Annotated in this window: 19 protein-coding genes; 12 read left to right on the top strand and 7 right to left on the bottom strand. The window is 72.3% G+C overall.

All coding sequences use genetic code 11. The features are described 5' to 3' along the window. Window positions 1-15 precede the first annotated feature (15 nt). The 4 genes from ETAA1_RS25060 to ETAA1_RS25045 all read left to right on the top strand — a co-directional run bounded on the left by ETAA1_RS25060 (window position 16) and on the right by ETAA1_RS25045 (window position 3887). Complete coding sequence (locus tag ETAA1_RS25060; protein ID WP_145243226.1) at window positions 16-1137, top strand: catalase family protein; 1122 nt, start codon at window positions 16-18, stop codon at window positions 1135-1137. 429 nt (window positions 1138-1566) lie between these two features. Further along, on the top strand, window positions 1567-3048 hold the full coding sequence (locus tag ETAA1_RS25055; protein ID WP_145243225.1) for a hypothetical protein: 1482 nt from the start codon (window positions 1567-1569) through the stop codon (window positions 3046-3048). A gap of 39 nt (window positions 3049-3087) precedes the next feature. Then, the gene (gene ilvN, locus ETAA1_RS25050) at window positions 3088-3594 is read left to right on the top strand and encodes an acetolactate synthase small subunit (RefSeq protein WP_145243224.1); all 507 of its coding nucleotides are present in this window, start codon (window positions 3088-3090) and stop codon (window positions 3592-3594) included. Further along, the gene (locus ETAA1_RS25045) at window positions 3591-3887 is read left to right on the top strand and encodes a hypothetical protein (RefSeq protein ID WP_145243223.1); all 297 of its coding nucleotides are present in this window, start codon (window positions 3591-3593) and stop codon (window positions 3885-3887) included. Before ilvN ends, ETAA1_RS25045 begins: the two co-directional genes overlap by 4 nt. Before the next feature lie 95 nt (window positions 3888-3982). On the opposite strand, the gene ETAA1_RS25040 is transcribed toward ETAA1_RS25045, so the two are convergent. Both ETAA1_RS25040 and ETAA1_RS25035 read right to left on the bottom strand, forming a co-directional pair. Next, window positions 3983-5050 (bottom strand): Ig-like domain-containing protein, encoded by a 1068-nt coding sequence (locus tag ETAA1_RS25040; protein ID WP_145243222.1) that lies wholly within the window; start codon window positions 5048-5050, stop codon window positions 3983-3985. A gap of 198 nt (window positions 5051-5248) precedes the next feature. Further along, window positions 5249-5929, bottom strand: a complete 681-nt coding sequence (locus tag ETAA1_RS25035; RefSeq protein WP_145243221.1) for a hypothetical protein — start codon at window positions 5927-5929, stop codon at window positions 5249-5251. A gap of 192 nt (window positions 5930-6121) precedes the next feature. Here ETAA1_RS25035 and ETAA1_RS25030 point away from each other — a divergent pair, with 192 nt between their 5' ends. Then, window positions 6122-7942, top strand: a complete 1821-nt coding sequence (locus tag ETAA1_RS25030) for a DUF1559 family PulG-like putative transporter (RefSeq protein WP_145243220.1) — start codon at window positions 6122-6124, stop codon at window positions 7940-7942. Window positions 7943-7996: 54 nt separating this feature from the next. Here ETAA1_RS25030 and purM read toward each other — a convergent pair whose 3' ends face one another. Next, window positions 7997-9097, bottom strand: a complete 1101-nt coding sequence (gene purM, locus ETAA1_RS25025; protein WP_145243219.1) for a phosphoribosylformylglycinamidine cyclo-ligase — start codon at window positions 9095-9097, stop codon at window positions 7997-7999. Window positions 9098-9216: 119 nt separating this feature from the next. Here purM and ETAA1_RS25020 point away from each other — a divergent pair, with 119 nt between their 5' ends. The 7 genes from ETAA1_RS25020 to ETAA1_RS24990 all read left to right on the top strand — a co-directional run bounded on the left by ETAA1_RS25020 (window position 9217) and on the right by ETAA1_RS24990 (window position 17104). Then, window positions 9217-10788, top strand: a complete 1572-nt coding sequence (locus ETAA1_RS25020; RefSeq protein WP_145243218.1) for an MBOAT family O-acyltransferase — start codon at window positions 9217-9219, stop codon at window positions 10786-10788. A 72-nt stretch (window positions 10789-10860) separates the two neighbouring features. Next, window positions 10861-11913 (top strand): hypothetical protein, encoded by a 1053-nt coding sequence (locus ETAA1_RS25015; protein WP_145243217.1) that lies wholly within the window; start codon window positions 10861-10863, stop codon window positions 11911-11913. Next, window positions 11910-13061, top strand: coding sequence for a hypothetical protein (locus ETAA1_RS25010; RefSeq protein WP_145243216.1), 1152 nt, complete (start codon window positions 11910-11912; stop codon window positions 13059-13061). The genes ETAA1_RS25015 and ETAA1_RS25010 overlap by 4 nt, the downstream gene beginning before the upstream one ends. Beyond that, entirely contained in the window at window positions 13058-14182 is a 1125-nt protein-coding gene (locus tag ETAA1_RS25005; RefSeq protein ID WP_145243215.1) for a hypothetical protein, read from the top strand. The genes ETAA1_RS25010 and ETAA1_RS25005 overlap by 4 nt, the downstream gene beginning before the upstream one ends. Window positions 14183-14298: 116 nt before the next feature. Continuing rightward, window positions 14299-15240: a hypothetical protein gene (locus ETAA1_RS25000; protein ID WP_145243214.1), complete on the top strand. Its 942-nt coding sequence runs from the start codon at window positions 14299-14301 to the stop codon at window positions 15238-15240. A 54-nt stretch (window positions 15241-15294) separates the two neighbouring features. Continuing rightward, entirely contained in the window at window positions 15295-16173 is an 879-nt protein-coding gene (gene hemF / locus ETAA1_RS24995; protein WP_145243213.1) for an oxygen-dependent coproporphyrinogen oxidase, read from the top strand. Between the two features lie 55 nt (window positions 16174-16228). Then, complete coding sequence (locus ETAA1_RS24990; RefSeq protein WP_145243212.1) at window positions 16229-17104, top strand: hypothetical protein; 876 nt, start codon at window positions 16229-16231, stop codon at window positions 17102-17104. Window positions 17105-17108: 4 nt separating this feature from the next. Here ETAA1_RS24990 and ETAA1_RS32385 read toward each other — a convergent pair whose 3' ends face one another. Genes ETAA1_RS32385 through ETAA1_RS24975 form a run of 4 tightly spaced genes read right to left on the bottom strand, consistent with a single transcriptional unit; the run spans window position 17109 to window position 19631 of the window. Next, window positions 17109-17516 (bottom strand): hypothetical protein, encoded by a 408-nt coding sequence (locus tag ETAA1_RS32385; RefSeq protein WP_202920390.1) that lies wholly within the window; start codon window positions 17514-17516, stop codon window positions 17109-17111. Continuing rightward, window positions 17513-17998, bottom strand: a complete 486-nt coding sequence (locus ETAA1_RS24985; protein WP_145243211.1) for a type II secretion system protein — start codon at window positions 17996-17998, stop codon at window positions 17513-17515. Before ETAA1_RS24985 ends, ETAA1_RS32385 begins: the two co-directional genes overlap by 4 nt. Continuing rightward, complete coding sequence (locus tag ETAA1_RS24980) at window positions 17998-18402, bottom strand: hypothetical protein (protein ID WP_145243210.1); 405 nt, start codon at window positions 18400-18402, stop codon at window positions 17998-18000. Before ETAA1_RS24980 ends, ETAA1_RS24985 begins: the two co-directional genes overlap by 1 nt. After that, window positions 18399-19631 (bottom strand): type II secretion system F family protein, encoded by a 1233-nt coding sequence (locus tag ETAA1_RS24975; protein ID WP_145243209.1) that lies wholly within the window; start codon window positions 19629-19631, stop codon window positions 18399-18401. Before ETAA1_RS24975 ends, ETAA1_RS24980 begins: the two co-directional genes overlap by 4 nt. Window positions 19632-19676 lie beyond the last annotated feature (45 nt).

The following is a 19676-nucleotide window of genomic DNA, read 5'->3' as shown; positions in this document are numbered from 1 at the left end:
CGGAGACCGTCGCCCATGCGTGCGTTCTGGGAGCGGATGAAGCTGTGGCTCGCCGCCCGGTTCTTCATCGTCACCGTCATCCTGTGGATCAACGTCTTCCGCCGCCGCATGTCGCACAACGCCGGGTGCGGCGGCCGCGGCAAGCTGCGTATCGTGAGCGACCCGAAGTTTCCGGCGTCCGACTTCTTCGAGCCCGGCCGCGAGTTCCCGTGCCGCATCCGCCACGGCGCCGCCGGCTACCTCGACGAGGCCATGAGCCAGGTCCGCAGCGGCAGCCTGAAGTTCGCCGACACGCCGTTCAAGAGCCCGCTCGACCTGCAGATGAACACCGGCCGCCACTGCTTCTTCTGGAACGCCAGCAGCTTCCTGGAGTTCGTCGGCACCCGCATCAAGGAGTCGATGTTCCGCAGCACCGACAACCTCATCCACTACCGCTCCTACCACCGCAAGTACGGCGACGGGCGGAAGTCGGCGGCGGACGCGCAGTTCCGCACGCCGCAGTCGAACGCCACCATGTACTACCACAGCCAGACGCCGTTCGACTGGCGGGCGAAGGACGGCGTGCCGCGGTACGTGCGGTTCCGCCTCATCCCCGGCGACCGCGCCCCGGAGTTCGACCCGTTCCCGCCGAACCCCGAGTGGGTGGCCCAGGTGGCGGCCGACGTGAAGCTCGCCGAGACGGCCGCCGACCAGCACGCGGCGCAGGGCGAGCCGCGGCCGGTGGACTACCTGCGCGAGGAGTGGTACGCCCGGCTGAAGGCCGGCCCGGTGCGGCACGTGCTGCAAATCCAGTGGCACGACGTGAAGCCCGACGACCCCGACGTGATCCGCAACCCGCTGGAGCCGTGGGACGAGGCGACGCACCCGTGGGTCGATCTGGCGGAAGTCGAGATCACCGAGCCGCTGAGCTACGCGGACCAGGACTACATGGCGTTCGAGGTGACGAACCTGCCGCCGTGTATGGCGCTGCTCCCCGCGAAGTCGATGCAGGACTACAACTCGCTGAACTACATGCGGCAGTTCGCCGTGTACTCGATCCGCGCCCGGCGGTTCTTCACGTGGCTGATGGGCCGGCCGAAGGAGACGACGGCCGGCGACCGGGCCAGGGTACGGAACCGCCGCCCGTGGGGGATTTGAGCCGCGCAGCGGTTTTGGTTGGTAGCCTGCGGCTATCAGACATCGGCACGATCCGGATTCCGCGCCGCCGGCCTTGATTAGTGGACAGATGTTCCGTATGCTGCCTGGTGAGGTGTCGGGGCGGTTCAGACCCACGACGTTGCGACCCGGACAGCGCGACCGGATGGGTTGGTCAACCGCACTCGACCCGTGAGTCCCCAACCGCGTGCCGCGCGGTCCGTCCCCGTAATGGGGCGCCGGGGGGAGCCGGTCGTCCGGGCGACCGGCAGCAGGTGACGAGCCTGTAATCCCCCTGGCCGACAGGCGCGGTCCGGAGGGCGCGTTTGTGCCGAACTCGACACCCCGCCGCCGGCGGCCGTCGAACCGCGCTTCACCGCGCGACCGACGGCCGCCGGTTGGCGTTTCCGCAGTTCCCGCCGGCGGGGCACGATGAACCACTGGGCGACGGTCGGTGCGGCGGTGTTCCTGCTCGCGGGGCTGAACGTGGCCCGGCAGCTGCCGGAGGTCCATTCCCTCGGGGCCGTCGTGTTCGGCGACCCCGGCCTCGGTCTCGCCGTGGACGCGCTGCTCGACGACGGCCGCGTCCCCACCCGGGACTTCGCCTACTTCTACGGCCTCCTCGGCGTCGCCGTCGACCGGGCGTGGTACGCCGCCCTCGGCCGCACCGCATTCGCCGACACGCTGTTCCTGTTCGCCTGCAACGGGCTCCTCGCGTGGGGAATGCTGCGCTTCGGCCGCGCCGCGGCCCTGCCGCCGGCGGCGCGGTGGGTGCTGGTCGTGGGCGTACCCGTGGCGGTGATGCCGCTCCGCTACACCAGCCCGACCCACGCCCTCGACGCGGTGATCCTGGCGCACGCCCTGGCGTGGCAGGCCCGCGGCAACCTCCGAGGCGCGTTCGCCGCCGCGGTCGCCGGCGTGTTCGTCAAGTCGGCCCTGGTGTCCGTCTACGCCACGGGGCTGCTCGTCCTCATTCTGATCGGCCCGCGGCCGGCCCCGACGAATCTGCGTGCCCGCCTCCGCGAGTTGATTCCGGGAGCCATGCTGGGGTCGGCCGTACTGGCGCTGCTGGTGTCGTGGTTCGGCGTCGAGCCGGTCGTGAAGACGCTGTTCCCGGTGGCGGGGGCGAAGACCTACGCGGGCGAGGGCTTCGGCTTCTTCGGCGGCGTCGGCCGGCGGTTCTGGCTGCCGGAGAGCCCGAGCGTGCTGTACTACCTGTTCGGCCCGGCCGGGTTCTGGCTACTGACCTCGGCCGTGGGTTTGGCGGGCGTGCCGGGACTGCTGCGCGACCGCCGCGACCCGCGCGCCGTCGCGGTGCTGACGTGCGTGGCGCTGCACGTCGCGTTCGTGTGCCTGCTGTTCGGCAACGAACTGTCGTGGCTGTACTACTCGTTCTTGCCGGTGCTCGCCGCCGCCGGTGTGGTCGGCCGCGGGGCGCCGCGGTGGGTGGTCGTGGGGTTGCCGGTGATCGGGGTGTGCGGGTGGGTCGGGTTCGCGTTCCACGGCGCGGCCCTGTGGCGCGACCGCGTGCAGACCGAGGCGACCGGCCGCCTGTTCGCCCCGCCGGCGGACGCGGCCGCGTGGGCGGAGGTGCGGCGGCTGGCGGCGACGGAGCGCGTGCTGGTGCTCACGCCGTCCGGCGCGGGGCGGGTGGTGTTCCCGGGGGTGGACAGCGTGCGGTCGTCGGCGCTGCTGCCGGTGGTGGCGCCGGCCGCGGAGGTGGACGACTTGTTGGCGCGGCTGAAGGCGGCGGACGTGGTGGTGATCCACGACGTGACGGGGCCGCTGTTCGAGCGGTGGCCGCCGTTCGTCGCCGAGTTGGCGGCGTTCGCCGAGGTGCCGGGGCTGCGCGGCGAGACGTTCCGCGTGCTGCGGCGGGTGCGGCGCGAAGCCGCGGGCGGCGGAACCCCATAAGATTCCTCCGTCCCGGTCCCGCCCCCGAAAGGCCCGCGCATGCGGCACGTGCTCTCCGCCCTGGTCCACAACCAGCCCGGCGTCCTGGCCACCGTCTCCGGCATGCTCGCGTCCCGCGGGTTCAACATCGAGAGCCTCGCCGTCGGCGAGACCGAGCGGCACAACGTCTCCCGCATGGTCTTCGTCGTCAACGGCGACGACACCGTGGTGGACCAGGTCCGCAAGCAGCTGGACAAGCTCGTCCCCGTCATCCGGGTGGACGACATCAGCGCCGAGGACTTCGTCGAGCGCGACCTGATGCTCATCAAGGTGCAGTGCCCGTCGGACAAGCGGCCGGAGGTGTTCCAGCTCACGGAGAGCTTCCGCGGCCGGGTCGTGGACATCCAGCACGCCAACGTGATGATCGAGATCAGCGGCACCGAGGGGAAGGTGGAGGCGTTCATCGAGCTGATGCGCCCGTACGGCATCCTGGAACTGACCCGCACCGGCCGGATCGCGCTGGTCCGCGGCGACGCCCGCCCGCAGACGGCGGAGGAGGGGACGTGAGCGACACCATCGTGCTCCCGACGCGCCGGCTCGACCCGGCCGTGGTCGAACTGCTGCGGGCGCTGAAGCCGGGCGACAAGGTGCGGGTCGAGCAGACGGTCCGCGTCGGCAAGCGGGAGTGGCCGGCGGTCGCCGAGGGGGAGTTCCGCGGCCTCGCGTACCTGGCGACGGGCGTGACCACCGAGCGGGTGAAGGACGACGACCTGGTGGTGCCGGTGGTGCGGTTCACCAAGCCGAACGGCGAGCTGACCAGCATCTCGATCGACGAGCGGACGAAGGTGACGAAGCTGTAGTGGGGTGTGCAGGCGAGCGGCCCGCGTCAGCGGGCTGTTCCTGAGCGCACCACACGCGCTGAGGAACAGCCCGCTGACGCGGGCCGCTCGCCCCGTTACCGGGCCTCCGCCTCCACCGGCACCGTCACCGTAGCCCCGCCGTCCAGGTCGGTGCGGATGCGCAACTCCGCCGCCACCGCCCCGAGCCGCGTCGGGTCGAACTTCACCGTGATCGCGTGCAGCGGCAGCGGCGTCATCGTCGCCGGGACCTCCGCGGAGATGTCACCGGCCGGGCAGTCCACGCCGAGCACGCGGAACGGCCGGCCGGCCCGCACCAGCACCCGCTGCGTCGCCGACTGGCCCACCGCCACCGGCTCGAACCGCACCCGGGCCGGGGCCACCTCCAGCGGCACCGCCACGGCCCCCGTCACGGCCAGCGTCACCACCGGGTTCGCCGGGTCGTTTGTCTTCAGCGTCAGCGTGTCGGCCAGCGAGCCGGACGGGGCGTTCGGCTTCAGCGCCACCGTTACCGTGTACTCGGCGCCGCCGCGGAGCGGGCCGCCGCGGCTCGTCTCGTTGAACTGCACGTCGAACGGCCCGTGTGGCGTCACGGCCTCGGTGATCCGCCAGTCGCGCATCCGGCCCTTGTACTCCACCTTCACCGCCTGCGCCGCCTTCGCCCCCGGGCTGACCGTGCCGAACGCCACCGCCCCGGGGTTCACCGACACGTCCGTCTTGCTCACGGCACTCACCCGCACCACGGCGGTGGACACGAATTTCGGCCCGAACGTGACGTAGAAGGTCTGCGAGTTGGCGCCCACGAACTTGCCGGCGTCCATGGTCACCGTAAGCGGCCCACTCTCGTTCGGCTGGAGCACCTTCGAGAACGGCACGAAGTTGAGACAATGGCAGCTCTTCCGGATGTCCACGACCTGCATCGGCGTGTCGTAGATGTTGGTGACCGTAAACGTGTGCGTGCAGACGGTGCCGTGCGGCACGTCGCCGAAGTTGTGGGTGATGACCGGGGGCGCGGCCTGGTCGCGCTTCTCGCCGATGTCGGGGAGGAAGAACTTGTTGGCCCACGGGGCCGGGGCGGCGGGGGGAGAGCCGGGGGCCGTCGGTTGCCCGCCGGCAGGAGCCGCCAGCCCGATCGCCGCGGCCACGAGCCCGAGTGCGCGCCTCATCCGTGCAGCCTCCGTGCGGTGCGACCGGCGGCAGCTCCGGCCGCCGGGTGCCCCATCGTATGCATCGGTCGGCGCCGGCGTCGGCGCTTTCCGAAGCTGCCGCCCCGCGGGCGCAACCTGCGGAGGGTGGGAACAAAGAAAGCCCACCCGTTGCGACGGGTGGGCTTCGCGCAACCGCGCCCGTCGGCACGACCCGACTCACCGCCACTCGCGCGGGATGTGCTCGCCCGGCGCCCGGCGGATCACCCCGGCCCGGTCCAGGCCCAGCGCCGGGATCAGCCAGTCGTGCGTCTGCGCGCCGCCGACGAAGGCGCCGTTGCGGAGGTACTTCTCCGCCAGGTTGCTCGTGCCGGGCTCGCCGACGCGAAGCACCGGCTGGCGGTAGCGGCTCACGGCCGGGTCGGCGTACGTCACCGCGTGGACGCAGTGCATCACCTCGCGGTTGCGGCCGAGCGAGTCGAGCGTGCGGAACCGCACGCCGCCGGCCTCCAACGTCGCTACCTGCTGACACGCCAGGGCGTATCGACTCGCGTCCACCTCGAACGGCCCCCACACGGAGACCTGCGAGTGCTCGCGGGCCATGATCGCCAGCGTCTCGTCGAGCGTGAAGTTGTGACCCGGGCCGCAGCGGAGCCGCCACGGGTGTACGCGGCCGTCCGGTGGGAGCCAGCTGATGGTGAAGCTGTCCACCATGACCGGGCCGGCGCCGGTGGGCGTGGCCTTCACCCACGTCGCCCAGGTGTGCCCGGTCCGCGGCTTGAACGGCACCGACTGCCCGCCGAACAGCAGGAAGTAGTAGCGGGTGCCGGGCGGGTCTTGGGCCGCGGCGGGGCCGGCGGCCAGGGCGAGCGCGAGGGCGGCGTAGAGGAAGCGGCTCATGGCGAGGTTCGTCCACGGGTGTACTGGTGAAGCGTACCCGGCCCCCTCGGGTTGCGCCGCCGCGGCACCGAATCGGGTCGGGAAGTGGCGCGAACCTTGGCGGTGCGTGCGGGTCGTGCCGGATGCACCAGCCCCTTCCCGCCGGCGCCGCCCCGCGGTACACTCGCTCCGTTCCCCACCGGAGGACGGGTCATGCGGGTCGGCACGAATCGGCGGGCCGCGCGGGCGGTGCTGGCGCTCCTCGGCGGCCTCCTGGCCGGCGTGTGGGTCGGCGGCGGCCTCGTCTGGGTGTTCAACCGCACCAAGATGAGCGAGGGCTCCGGCCAGGTCGCGGCCGTGTCGCTGGCTGCGGCCGACGAGTTCAGCCTCGTCCCCGCCGACGCCGCCGGGTTCGTCCACGTCCGCGCCGCCGACCTGTGGCGGACCGAGGCCCTGGCCGAGTACCGCCGTGTCGTCGGCAAGGCCGGCGACGACGCCCTCAAGGCGCTCGACGAGGGGTTTACCCCCGCCCCGTCCACGCTCGACCGGGTGACCCTGGTGTCGCTCGTGAAGCCGCCGACGAAGGCTGGCGGCCGCATGACCCTGACGCCGGGCAAGGGCGGCGCCCCGGCGCCGCCCCCGGCCGACGCCCCGCCGGAACTCCAGACGGTGTACCTCCTCTGCTTTACCGCCCCGTTCGACGCGGCCAAGGTGCGGGCCGCGTACGCGCCGGTGGCGAACAAGCAGATGGTCGGCGACCACGAGATGTGGGCCGGCGAAGGGCTGGCGGTGTCGTTCCACGGCGACAAGACGCTGGTCGTCGGCCCGGAGCCGGCGATGCGGACCTTCCTGATGCGGAGCAAGACGCCCGACGGCCCGCTGGCCCCGGCACTGAAGCTGGCCGCCGGCGGCAGCCGGCACGTCGTCGGCGCGCTGAACCTGAAGGCGAACAAGCTGCCGCCCGACATGACCCGCGACCTGCCCGGCGAGGCGTCGCCGCTGCTGCGGGCCGACGCCCTGACCGCCGGCGTGGTCGTTGGCCGCGGCCTGCGCGTGGACCTGCGGGCGGCGTACCGGGACGACGCCACCGCGGCGACGGCCGAGAAGGAGCTGCGGATGTCGGCCGAGTCCGGGCGGAAGTCGCTGTCCGACGCCAAGAAGAAACTGCGGGAGGCGATCGCCGGCGGCCCCGACAACAAGAAGCCGCGGCCGGCGGCGGAGTTGCCGCAGGCCGTCGGCGGGCTGTTCGCGCTCGGCGCCCTGGAAATGGCCGACGAGTGGCTCGCCAACCCGCCGCTGGAGCGGGCCGGGTCGGAACTGTCGGCGGCCGTGACGGTCGACTCGATCGCCGGGGCGTACGGCACGGTCGCGGCGGTGGGGGCGGGGTTCATGCTGCCGGCGGTGCAGAAGGTGCGCGACGCCGCCGGCCGCGCGCAGGGGCAGAACAACCTGAAGGTGATGGCCCTGGGAATGCACTCCCACCACGACGCGACTGGCAAGCTGCCGCCGGCCGGGCTGCCGGCCCCGGGCACGACGCGTGGCCGGCCGCTGTTGAGCTGGCGGGTGGCGATCCTGCCTTACGTCGGGGAGGACGCGCTGTACCGCGAGTTCAAGCTGAACGAGGCGTGGGACAGCCCGCACAACATCCGGCTGCTGCCGCGGATGCCGAAGCTGTTCGCCGCGCCCGGGGCGACGGCCCCGCCGGGGAAGACGCACTACCAGGTGTTCGTGTCGCCGGACAACGCCGCGGTCCGGTCGATGTTCGGCCGGTCGACGGGCCGCAGCCTGCTGGTGCCGGACGGCACGTCGAACACGATCATGATCGCGGAGGGGGCGGAGGCGGTGGACTGGACGAAGCCGGAAGACCTGGACTTCGACGCGGACGCCGACCCGCCACTCCTCGGGCTGCCGGGGGCCAGCGGCTTCAACGCGGCGCTGGGCGACGGGTCGGTGCGGTTCTTCCCGGTGTCGACGGCGCCGGCGGCGCTGCGGGTCTGGATCGGGGCCAACGACGGCATCCCGAACACGCCGTAGGCGCGGCCCAGTCCGGCGGGTCCGGCGTCTCGCCGGACCCGCCGCGACCGACCACTACCCCACGTCCACGCCCGGCTCGCCCGCCACGACCTCGCCGATCACCCACGCCGGCACGCCGAGCTTCTCGAACTGCTCCACGATGCTCGCGGCGAAGAACGGCGCCGCCACCACGCAGAAGCCCACCCCGCCGTTGAACACCCGCCGCATCTCCGCGTCGGCCACGTTGCCGAGCCGTTGCAACCACCCGAACACCGGCGGCACCGGCCACGACCCCGCCTTCACCTGCACCCGGCAGCCCGGCGGCATGATGCGGCCCAGGTTGTCCGGCAGGCCGCCGCCGGTGATGTTAGCAAGCCCGTGGATCACGCCTTTCTTCTTCACCGGGTAGTGCGCCAGCACCCGCCGCACCGGCTTCACGTACAGCCGCGTCGGCGTCAGCAACTCCTCGCCCACGGTCTTGCCCAACTCGGGGACGTGGTCCGTCACCGACAGGCCGGCGGCGTCGAAGACGATCTTGCGGACCAGGCTGTACCCGTTCGAGTGGAGCCCGCTGGAGGCCAGGCCGATGACCGCGTCGCCGACCTCGATGCGGCTGCCGTCGATCACCTCGGGCTTGTCCACGACGCCGGTGCAGAACCCGGCCATGTCGAAGTCGCCGGGCTGGTAGAAGTCCGGCAGGATGGCCGTCTCCCCGCCGACGAGCGAGCACTCGGCCTCGACGCACCCGTCGGCGATGCCCTTCACGAGTTGCTCGGTCATCGGCGGGTCGTCGGCCGGCATGGCGATGTAGTCGAGGAACACGAGCGGTTCGCCGCCGGTGCAGATCAGGTCGTTCACCGACATGCCGACGAGGTCGATGCCGACGGTGTCGAACTTCCGGGCCAGCGCCGCGACCTTGAGCTTGCTGCCGACGCCGTCGGTGCAGGTGACGAGGACCGGGTGCTCGTACTTCTTGCTGAACAGGCCGCTGGGGTCGAGGTCGAACAGGCTGGCGAAGCCGCCGACGCCCTTGCCACCCTTCCGCGGTGGGAACGGCGGCGGCAGCACGCGCGTCCGGTCCTGGGTGCGGGCGAGGTGCGACTGGATGCGGTGGATCGTGTCCTCGTACTTGCCGAGGTCGAGGCCGGCCTTCTTGTAGTCCCACTGCTCGGCCATCTGGTCGTCCCGGGGCGGCGGCGGTGTCGTGTGAGGCGGTTAGGATACGGGGTTGACCGCGTTTTCCCCCCCTCGCTATAGTCCGCGACCTACGCCCCTCCCACGGACGGGACGGCCGAATGCCGCTCAGCTTGTTCGCCACCGCCGCTGCCCCTCCGAAGACGGACTGGCCGTACTTCCAGAAGCTCGCCGAGCTGCTGCCGGAACCGTTCTTCCACACGTCGAACTTCCTGCTGTTCTTCGCCGCGGTGCTCGCCGTCTACTGGAGCATCCCGCGCAAGTGGCAGATGACGCGCATCTGGGTGCTGGTCGCCGCCAGCTTCCACTTTTACGCCGCGTGGAGCGCCGAACTCGCGTTCCTCGTCACCGCCACCACGCTCGCCGACTACGTGTTCGGCCGGCTCATGGACGCCACCGAGCGCCAGAAGCTGCGCCGCGCGATCATGATCACCAGCATCGGCATGAACCTGTCGATCCTGTGCTACTTCAAGTACCGCGGGTTCTTCCTGAACGAGCTGCACAACCTGCTGGTGAGCGCCGGCCGCGACCCCGGGTACGCGAAGTACGACATGCGGGCACTGGCGCTGTTCGTGCCGTTCGGCATCAGCTTCTACACGTTCGAGGCGGTGAGCTACGCCGTCGACGTGTACCGCCGGAAGATCAAGGCCGAGACGAGCCTGCCGCGGTTCCTGCTGTTCATCCTGTTCCTGCCGCACCTCGTGTCCGGCCCGATCGTCCGCGCCGGCGACTTCCTCCAGCAGACGCGGCGGCCGAAGCGGTGGAACTGGGTGCGGATGCAGGTGGGCGTGCAGTTCCTGCTGATGGGCGCGTTCAAGAAGATGGCCATCGCCGACCGAATGGCGGTGTTCTGCGACCCGATCTTCGCCGACCCGGACAAGTACAACACCGGCGCGGTGTGGATGGCGGTGCTGGCGTACAGCCTCCGCATCTACGCCGACTTCAGCGGCTACTCCGACATGGCCGTGGGCCTGGCCCACCTGCTCGGGTACAAGCTGACGAACAATTTTAACATGCCGTACCTCGCGGCGAACGTGTCGGAGTTCTGGCGCCGCTGGCACATCAGCCTGTCGACGTGGCTGCGCGACTACCTGTTCATCCCGCTCGGCGGCAGCCGCGGTAGCAGCTTCGCCACGAACCGAAACCTGATGATCACGATGACGCTCGGCGGCCTGTGGCACGGGGCCGCGTGGAGCTTCGTGCTGTGGGGCGTGGCGCACGGGCTGCTGCTGATCATTCACCGCCAGTTCGCGGCGTTCGCGCAGGCCCGGCCGGCGCTCGACGCGGCGCTGAAGACGACGCTCGGCACCTGCGGCCGGGTGGGGCTGACGTTCCTGAGCGTGAGCCTGTGCTGGGTGCTGTTCCAGCCGGACTTCTACCCCGACCCGAAGCGGCCGGAGTACGTGATTACGGGGCTGGAGCGGGCGACGGCGATGTTCGGCAAGATGTTCAGCCTGCAGATGGGGCTGCCGCTGCCGCTGCACAACCGGAGCCTGTGGTACACGGCGGCGTTCGTGCTGCTGTGCCACCTGCTGGTGTCGCGCGGGTGGTGGCAGCGGGTGTACGACCGGCTGCCGGCCCCGGTGCTGGGCGCCGGCTACGCGGTGTGCCTGTGCGCCGCGATGGTGCTGGCGCCGGATAGCGGGAGCAGCTTCATCTACTTCAACTTCTGAACCCGGCCCTTGAAGCTCACCCCCCGATTCGCCGCTCTCCTACCCCGGCTCGCGCCCCCGCCGCGGCGGCGCGTGCCGCGCCGCCGGCGCGCCGCGGTCGCCGTCGGCGTGGGCGCCGCGCTCGCGGTGCTGCTGCAACTCGGCCTCGGCGTCGCCGCGGAGCTGTCGCTGTTCGTCCGCGACCCCGGCTACGCCGACAAGGAAGTCCGCCTGCGGAAGCAGTTCGCGGCGCACCCCGGGGCGCCGAGCGTCGTCATGCTCGGCACCTCGCGCACCGGCTACGGCTTCTATTCGGCCCGCATCCGCGAGCAGCTGGCCGCCGAGCTCGGCGGCGACGCGATGGCCTTCAACTACGGCATCCCCGCGTCCGGCCCGGTCACGCACCTGACGTACCTCCGCCGGCTGCTCGACGCCGGCCTGCGGCCCGACCTGCTACTGGTCGAGGTGCTCCCGCCGAGCATCGCCGCGCTCGACGACGGGCCGCTGGAGGCGCGATTCCTGTTCGGCGACCGGTTGAAGCACGGCGAAGTCGAACCCGCGGTCGGCTACGGCTTTCCCGCCGAGAAGACGCGGCGCGACTGGCGGCGTTCCGTGACGCTGCCGTGGCACCAGCTCCGCTTCCCGATCATGGGCCGCGTCCACCCGAGCGCCCTGCCGTGGCACCTCCGCTACGACTGGAGCCGCACCGAAGACCCAGCCGGGTGGTCGACGCCGGTGGTCACCGACCTGACGCCCGAGAAGCAGGAAGAAGGCCTGAAGCGCGCGGCCGGCGAGTACGGCGCGATTCTCGCCGACATGCACCCGACCGGCGGCGGGGCGCGGGCGCTGGCCGACCTGCTGGCACTGTGCCGCGAGCAGAAGCTGCCCGTGCGGCTGGTGCTGATGCCCGAGTCCGAAGGCTTCCGCGCCCTCTACCCGCCGGCGACGACGGAGCGGCTGTACGCCTTCCTCGCGGCGTTGGAAGCCGAGTACGGCGCGCCGCTGATCGACGCCCGGACCTGGCTGTCGGCGGCGGCGTTCACCGACGGCCACCACATGCTGCGGCCCGGCGCGGAGGCGTTCTCCGACCGGCTCGTACGCGAGGCGGTGCTGCCGTTCTTCCGCGGGCGGAACGAATCCCGATGACGCCTACCACGATCCTTCGCCGCCTTAAGACGACCGCGCCGCGGCCGCGCGTCGGCCGGGTGGCGGTCGTCGTCGTGCCCGCCCGGCCGGGCCGCCGCGACCGCGCCCGCCGGGCCGCCGTCGCCGTCGTCACCGGCGCCGTCGTCGCCCTGGCCGCGCAGGTAGCCCTCGGCGTTGCCGTAAACACGGAAGTGTCGCCGCTCCGCGACCCGCTCTACTTCGACAAGCTCGCGCTGCTCCGCACGCACCCCGCATTCTTCGCCGCCGCCGACCGCCCCACGACGGTCTTACTCGTCGGCAGCTCACGCACGCTGAACGCCGTCAACGCTCGCCGTGCCACCGACGCCCTGACGCAGCACCTCGGCCGGCCCGTGAGCGTGTTCAACTTCGGCCAGGCCGGCGCCGGCCCGGTCACGAACGCCGTCTACCTCCGCCGCCTCGCCGACGCCGGCGTGCGGGCCGACTTCGCGCTCATCGAGGTACACCCGGTGTTTCTCGCGGGCCAGCACGCGGTCACGCCCGAGGCGCGCTGGCTGCTGCCGACGCGGCTCCGGCCCGCGGAACTCCCCGTCGTGCGCGGCATGGGCTTCCCCGCGGACGCGCCGCCGACGCACGGCCCGCGCGGGCTCCTCGCGTCCGTCTACGAGCAGCGCTTCCTGCTGCTCGACCGCTACGCCCCGTGGATGCTGATGGACAACCGCCGGCTCAACGGCGGCCACGAGCCCGACGCCTTCGGGTTCTGTCGCCCGCCGGACGTCTGTACGCCGAAGGATCGAGCCGCGCTCACCCGCCTGACGCACCTCCAGTACGCCGCGTACTTCCCCGGCTACCGCCCCACCGGCTGCGGCGCGAGCGCCGTCCGCGACACGCTGGAGCAGTGCCGCGCCCGCGGCATCCGCCCGGCGCTGGCGCTGATGCCCGAGTGCGGCGGCTGGGAGACGTGGTACGACGCCGAGGGGCTGAGGCAACTCGACACGCTGCTGGCGAACCTGTCGGCCGAGTTCGGCGCGCCGCTGATCGACGCCCGGCGGTGGGTGACGGTCGAGGAAACGATGGACGGCCACCACCTGACCGGCCGCGGCGCCGACCGGTTCACCGACGTGCTGGCCCGCGACGCCCTCGCCCCGTGGCTCGGGGGCGCCCGATGACGCGCACCACGCTGCTGAAGCTGTTCCGCCTGCCGGCGCTGGCGCCACCCCGGCCGCGGCGCGCCGAGTCGGTGTTCCGCCGCCGCCGGTCCGCGGCGTCGGCGCTGCTCGTCGGCGTCGTCGGCGTGCTGGTGATCCACGCGGCCGCGCTAGTGCTGATGGAGACGGCGTTCCCGCAACTGCGCGACCCGGAGTACGGCCGCCGCGCCTCGGCGCTCCGTGCCCGGCTCGCCGAGCACCCCGGTCGGCCGCTCGTGCTCGTGGTCGGCAGCTCGCGGACGTGCATGGGCCTGAGCCCTGCCGCGTGGGAACAGTCGCGCCCCGGCGGCGCCGACGACCCGCTGCTGTTCAACATGGGCCTCGTCGGCGGCGGGCCGGTCATCGAGCTACTGGCGCTGCGCCGCGCCTACGCCGACGGCTTCCGCCCCGACGTGGTGGTGCTGGAGTTCTGGCCGCCGTTCCTCCGCGAGGACGGCCCGTTCCACGAGCCCGACCGCATCGACCACGCCCGCCTGTTCCCGGCCGACGAGCCGCTCGTGCAGGCCTACTTCCCGAAGCCGGAAGAAACGGAAGCGAAGATGCGGCGCGACCGCTTCTTCCCGCTGTACGAAACGCGACACCGGCTGCTCGCCCAGATCGCCCCGCGGTGGCAGCCGTGGGACCGGCGGATGGACCTGGCGTGGGGGAACCTCGACGGCTGGGGCTGGCTGCCGGGCCTCGACGAACACCCGCCGCGGCCCGACGAACGCGTGAAGCGGCTGGCCCACTGCGAGCCGATCTACCGCGGCCAGTTCGAGGGGTATTCGGTCCACCCGCTCGCCGACCGGGCGCTACGCGAGTCGGTGGCACTGGCGCGGGCGAAGGGCTCGAAGGTGGCCCTGGCGTACTTCCCGGAGGCGACGGAGTTCCGCGGCTGGATGCCGGCCGACGCCGAGCGGCGGGCGCAGGAGTACTTGGCGACGCTGCGCCGCGAGTTGGACCTGCCGCTGATCGACGCGCGGACCTGGATGCCGGACGATCTGCTGGTGGACGGCTTCCACCTGTCGAAGCACGGGGCCGGCGAGTTCACGCGGAAGTTCGGCCCGGTCGCCGCCGCCCTGCTGGCGGGGGAGCGGAAGTGACGCCGCAACTGGTGCGGCCGCTCGCGTGGGGCCGGTTTCCAACCGGCCTCCATGCACGGCCGGTAAGAAGCCGGCCCCACAGCCGCGCCCGCGCCGCGCTTTACTCCGGCGCCGTCATGTTCGTCGTTGCCGTGATCGGCCTCGCCGGCGCCGTCGAGACGGTGAAGCCCGAATGGCGCGACCCCGAGTACGGCCACCGCCTCCGCCAACTCCGTGCCCTGCGTGCCGCCCACCCCGGCCGGCCGCTCGTACTCGCCGTCGGCAGCTCGCGGACGCAGATGGGCGTCAGCCCCGCGGCGATGGGCCTCCGCGACGCGCTCGCCTACAACTTCGGCCAGTCCGCCGCCGGTCCGCTCCGCATTCACCTCACCGTCGAGCGTCTCGCCGCGGAGGGGATCGTCCCCGACGTGCTGCTCGTGGAGTTCTTCCCCGCCGCGTTCGCCCACGACGGGCCCGCCGAGGAGCAACTGAAGGGCATGACGGCCCGCCTGTCGTTGGCCGACGTGCGCCGCCTCGAACCGTTCACCGCCGACGCCGCTCTGCTGCACCGCCGCTGGGCCGCGGCGCGCGCGAACTCGTGGCACTCGCTGCGGCTGGTGCTGATGAACCACGCCCGGCCCGACTGGCTGCCGTGGCGCGACCGGCTGACGCACCAGTGGGACATGCTCGACCCCTACGGCTTCTCCCCGCACCCGCACGAGTCGATTTCCGAGCCGGACCGCGAGCAATCGATCCGGCGCGTACGCGACCAATACGCCTGGCTGCTGTCCGACTACAGGATCGGCGCGGCGTCCGACCGCGTGTTCCGCGACCTGCTGGAGCGGTGCCGGGCGCGCGGTGTTCGCGTGGTGCTGTTCCGCACGCCCGAGGGGCCGTCGTTCCGCGCGCTGGCGGCGGGCGCGGAGCCGGCGGCGCGGGCGTTCCTGGCCGGCGTCGGCGTGCCGCTGATCGAGCCGGACGGCGACTACGCGGAGGCCGATTTCGCCGACGGTCACCACCCGCTGCGGCCGGCCGCGGAGCGGTTCAGCCGGCAACTCGGCGCGGCGGTGCGGCCTTGAGGCCCGCAACGTCGTAAAACGGACCCCGTTGTCCCGTTTCACGCTGGGGGCCGCATGCACACCGAGGCCGTCACCTTCTTCCGCGGGCTCCAGGACCGCATTTGCGCCGCACTCGAGCGTGTCGACGGTGGCGGCACGTTTCGCGAGGACACGTGGCAGCGCCCCGGCGGCGGCGGCGGCCGCACCCGCGTCCTCGCCGACGCGGGTGTCATCGAGAAGGGTGGCGTCAACTTCTCAGAGGTGTTCGGCGAGTTGACCCCCGAGTTCTCCAGGCAGATGCCCGGCGACGGCCTCACGTTCACGGCCACCGGCGTGTCGCTGGTACTCCACCCGCGCAGCCCGCACGTGCCGACAGTTCACGCGAACTTCCGCTACTTGACGCACGGGTCGAAGGCGTGGTTCGGCGGCGGCGCCGACCTGACGCCGTACTACCCGGTGCGTGAGGACGTGGTCCACTTCCACCGCACGTGGAAGGCCGCGTGCGACCGCCACCCCGGCGCGGCCGACTACGCGGCGATGAAGCGCGAGTGCGACGACTACTTCTTCCTCAAGCACCGCAACGAGCCGCGCGGCGTCGGCGGCATCTTCTTCGACTACATGCCGGCGACGCCCGAGTCGTGGGCGTTCGTGCGCGACGCGGCCGACACTTTCGTGGCGTCGTACGTGCCGATCGTCGAGCGCCGCAAGGGGGCGGCGTGGACGGCGGACGAGCGGGCGTTCCAGGAGTACCGGCGTGGGCGGTACGTGGAGTTCAACCTGGTGTACGACCGCGGCACGGTCTTCGGCCTGAAGACGGACGGCCGGACGGAGAGCATCCTGATGAGCCTGCCGCCGGTGGTGCGGTACGTGTACGACTACCGCCCCGCGCCGGGCTCCCGCGAGGCGGCGCTGACCGAGGAGTGGCTGAAGCCGCACGACTGGGCGGCGGGCTGAGCGGGCGTCGGGAATCTGTTTGTGGGCACCCGGCGGACCCGCTACACTCCGGCGCATGGCGAGCGAGCGGTTCACCGTCGGCGACCTGACCGCCGTCGTCGGCGACAACGCCGCGGCGGGCGAGCACCGGGCCGGGTACAACGGCCTCTGGTCCCTCACCCACCGCACCGAGCCCACCAACCTGTTCGTCCCCGCCGTCGCCGGGTTCAACCTCGAACACATCTTCGACGGGCAGACCCTCGACCCGCCCGACCAGAACACGCTGTTCTTCGAGCCGCGCAACGCCCCGATGCGGCTCCGCCGCCTCTCCGACCGCGCCGCCGAACTGCACCAGCCGCCCACCCCCACGTTCCACCTCGAGAGCTGGACGCGGTTCACCTTCGTCGAGCCCGACGCCATCGACATCACGTTCCGGTGCAAGGCGCACCAGCACGTCTTCCGCCGCGGCTACATCGGCCTGTTTTGGGCCTCCTACATCAACGCCCCGGACGACAAGAGCTTGTACTTCCGCAGCCCGACCGGGTGGGCGCAGCACTGCACGCCGGCGCACAACGCGCTCAGCACCGTCCGCCACGCCGCCGACGCCTTCGACGCCACGTTCGCCGACGGGCACCGCGACTGCCTGTACAAGAGCCTATCGCCGCTGCGGTTCCGGGAACCGTTCTTCTACGGGCTGTTCCGCGGCCACGTCCTGATGGTGATGTTCGACCGCACCGCCGGCATCCGCTTCGCGCACTCGCCGAGCGGCGGCGGGTTCAACAAGGAGGCCGACACCTCGAACCCGGCGTGGGACTTCCAGCTGCTGGTGCCGAAGTACGACGTGATGACCGAGTACGGCTTCCGCGCCCGGGTGGTGTACCGCGAGCGCTGTTCGCGGGCGGCGGTCGTGGCCGAGTACGAGAAGTGGCGGGCGTCGCTAGCGGGAAAGTAGCAGGTCAACGCACCGGCGCTACCCGCACGCCGTCGGGGTCGTGGGTGCGACGCACGCTACGCTCCAGCCGCGACACCACCGCCCGCTCCCCCGCCGGGTAGCGAGCCTCCACCACCACCCGGTACACGCCCTTCGCGCCCGCGTCCGGCTGCACCGCCACCGTCACCTCGCCCCACGGCAGCGGCGTCGCCTTCTCGCCCGTGTAGCCCTCGGCGGTCAGCAACCGGTCCACGGCCAGTTCGTACCCGGCCCGCGCCAGCCACTCGGTCTGGAGCCGGTTGCGGTGCGCGTCGGCGTGCTTCCGCGACGCCACCAACCGGGCCGTCGCCGCCAGAGTCAGTGCGGATACCACCGCCACCACCGCTAGCGCCCACACCGACGCCACCGCCCGGCGGCCTCTCACGCCCGTCATCGTGCGTCCCCCCCGAGCGCCGCCGACACCTCGGCCGTCCGCACCACGCCGCCCGGGATCGTCTGGACCAGCCGCAGCGTCGCCACGCCGTTCGCCGGCCGCGGGAACTCGACCCGCTCCTGCGCCGACCCCAACGGTAGCGGCATCCGCGACTGCCCCTCCGCGCGGAACAACCCCTCGTCGGTCCACTCGTAGGTCACGACCGCGCCGCCCGGCAGGCGCAGGAACAGCCGGTCGGCCCCGGCGCTCAGATCGTTGTGCATCTCCGGCGCGGCCTCGGCGCGGGCCACGTCGGCGCGGAAGACGCGGCCCAACTCGGCGCGGTAGGCGGTGCGCGTGTCGGCGGCCTCGCCGAGCTTGGTGGCGCGGAACGCCGTCACCAGCACGAACCCGCCGACGGCCATCGCCACCCCCATCCCCCACATCACCACCACCATCTCAAGCAAGGTGAAACCGGCGCGGCGGCCGGTGCGGCGCCCCATCACGGCTTGCCTCCTGTCGTCCGCGCCGCCAGCAGAGTCGTCATCGACACCGGCGGCCACGGCTCCATCTCCGGGCGGTCCCACGTTACCGCAGCCGTCACCCGCTTCACCCGCGGCCGGTCCGGCTCGGGCTCGACTTTCAGCGTCAGCTTCGCGCCGGGCCAGCGGGCCAGCGCCGGAGGCGTCGGCCGGGCCGCGGCCCACGCCGGCGTCAGCTCGTCCCACGGCCGGGCGCGGGCTTCTTCGAGCGCGTTCGTCGCCGCCTCCGTGGCCTCCAGCCGCGCGTCCAGGCGTGACCGGTCGGCCAGCAGACTGGTGAGGGCCGTGACCGCGAGCGCGCCCGCGGCGGCGAGGAGGGCGAGGGCCAGCAGCACCTCGCCGACGGTGAAGCCGCGGCGGGTCATTCGGTCAAGCTCGTGATGAGTTGGATCAGGGGTAGGAACATGGCCAGCGCGACGAACCCGACGGCGGCGCCGACGAGCACGACCAGCAGCGGCGACACCACCAGCGACGCCCGGCGAACGAGCCGCACGGCCCGGCCGGCGAGGTGGTCGCCCAACTCCGCAAGCGCCCACGGCAGGTTCCGCACCCGCTCGGCCGAGCGGACCAGCGCCGTCATGTGAGGCGGCAGTAGCCCAGCTGCCCCGAGCGCCTCGTCGAGCGGCCGGCCGCGGTTTACGTCCGCCGCCGCGGCGCGGAGTCTCCTTCGTGCCACGCCCGGGAGGTCGTCGGACGCGGCGAGGAAGGCGAGGGCGTCGGGCACGGTTCGGCCGACGACGAGGAGTCGGCCGAGGGTACGCAGGACTTCCGCCTGCACGCCACCGCGGTACAGCCCGCCGAGGAGTGGCGCGTGCCACCGGAGCGTGGGGTTGATTACGACTGCGGCCGCCGCAGCGAGCACCGGCAGCACCACGAGAACGAGCGTTTCGGGGTCGCCGAGCGCGTCCCACGCCTCGGAGAGGGTGCGGGTGAACTGCGGGAGCGTCTGGCCGAACTCTTCGAAAATCTTCTTGAACTTCGGGAGGATGAATACCATCAGGAACGCGGTGATGGCCGACACGAGGGCCAGCACGAGCAGCGGGTAGATGACGCGCGGGGCGACTTCGAGCCAGGCCGCGGACCAGCGCTCGCGGTCGGCGCTGCGGAGGGCCGCGCCGAGCCCGCCGGCGGCCTCGCCGACCGCCGCCGCGAGTCGCACCTCGCGCGCCGCCACGCCGGGCGTCTCCCGCAGCGCCGCGGACAGTGGTAGGCCGGCGTCGAGGCGGGCGGACAGGTCGTCGAGCAGGCGGTCGAACGGCTTCCACCCGGCCCAGATGCGGGCGTAGGCGTACAGCGGCAGGCCGACGAACGACGCCCAGCGGAAGAACGGGGCGAACGCCCGCGGGCGGCGGTCTGCGCGGTAGGCGTCGACGGCTGGTGCCAGCGGCAGACCGGCCTCCGCGGTCGCGGTGAGGACGGCGAGGAACTCGTCCTGCTGGCCGTGGCGGTGGTGGAAGAAGGCGTACAACGCCCACCCGTTGAGCAGGAGCAGCAGCAGCACGCCGACCACGCCGGGGCCGACGAGGGCGACCGGCACGCCGACGAGCAGGGCGAACAGGAGTACGCCGCCGCCGAGCCGGCCGACGGTACTCAAGAGGCGGCGCGTGAGCGAATCGGGTTTCAGGTCGGGCCCTCGTTA

This window comes from Urbifossiella limnaea (assembly GCF_007747215.1).
In the GTDB taxonomy this organism is placed as follows: domain Bacteria; phylum Planctomycetota; class Planctomycetia; order Gemmatales; family Gemmataceae; genus Urbifossiella; species Urbifossiella limnaea.
This window is presented reverse-complemented; position numbering and strand designations above follow the sequence as displayed.

Coding starts and splice junctions, on each gene's coding strand:
- purM (WP_145243219.1), bottom strand. CDS start 9,097: ATGGCCGAGCAGTGGGACTACAAGAAGGCCGGCCTCGACCTCGGCAAG.
- ETAA1_RS25030 (WP_145243220.1), top strand. CDS start 6,122: ATGCGGGTCGGCACGAATCGGCGGGCCGCGCGGGCGGTGCTGGCGCTC.
- ETAA1_RS32385 (WP_202920390.1), bottom strand. CDS start 17,516: ATGACGGGCGTGAGAGGCCGCCGGGCGGTGGCGTCGGTGTGGGCGCTA.
- ETAA1_RS25055 (WP_145243225.1), top strand. CDS start 1,567: ATGAACCACTGGGCGACGGTCGGTGCGGCGGTGTTCCTGCTCGCGGGG.
- hemF (WP_145243213.1), top strand. CDS start 15,295: ATGCACACCGAGGCCGTCACCTTCTTCCGCGGGCTCCAGGACCGCATT.
- ETAA1_RS24980 (WP_145243210.1), bottom strand. CDS start 18,402: ATGACCCGCCGCGGCTTCACCGTCGGCGAGGTGCTGCTGGCCCTCGCC.
- ETAA1_RS25035 (WP_145243221.1), bottom strand. CDS start 5,929: ATGAGCCGCTTCCTCTACGCCGCCCTCGCGCTCGCCCTGGCCGCCGGC.
- ETAA1_RS25020 (WP_145243218.1), top strand. CDS start 9,217: ATGCCGCTCAGCTTGTTCGCCACCGCCGCTGCCCCTCCGAAGACGGAC.
- ETAA1_RS24990 (WP_145243212.1), top strand. CDS start 16,229: ATGGCGAGCGAGCGGTTCACCGTCGGCGACCTGACCGCCGTCGTCGGC.
- ilvN (WP_145243224.1), top strand. CDS start 3,088: ATGCGGCACGTGCTCTCCGCCCTGGTCCACAACCAGCCCGGCGTCCTG.
- ETAA1_RS24985 (WP_145243211.1), bottom strand. CDS start 17,998: ATGGGGCGCCGCACCGGCCGCCGCGCCGGTTTCACCTTGCTTGAGATG.
- ETAA1_RS25010 (WP_145243216.1), top strand. CDS start 11,910: ATGACGCCTACCACGATCCTTCGCCGCCTTAAGACGACCGCGCCGCGG.
- ETAA1_RS25000 (WP_145243214.1), top strand. CDS start 14,299: ATGTTCGTCGTTGCCGTGATCGGCCTCGCCGGCGCCGTCGAGACGGTG.
- ETAA1_RS25040 (WP_145243222.1), bottom strand. CDS start 5,050: ATGAGGCGCGCACTCGGGCTCGTGGCCGCGGCGATCGGGCTGGCGGCT.
- ETAA1_RS25060 (WP_145243226.1), top strand. CDS start 16: ATGCGTGCGTTCTGGGAGCGGATGAAGCTGTGGCTCGCCGCCCGGTTC.
- ETAA1_RS25005 (WP_145243215.1), top strand. CDS start 13,058: ATGACGCGCACCACGCTGCTGAAGCTGTTCCGCCTGCCGGCGCTGGCG.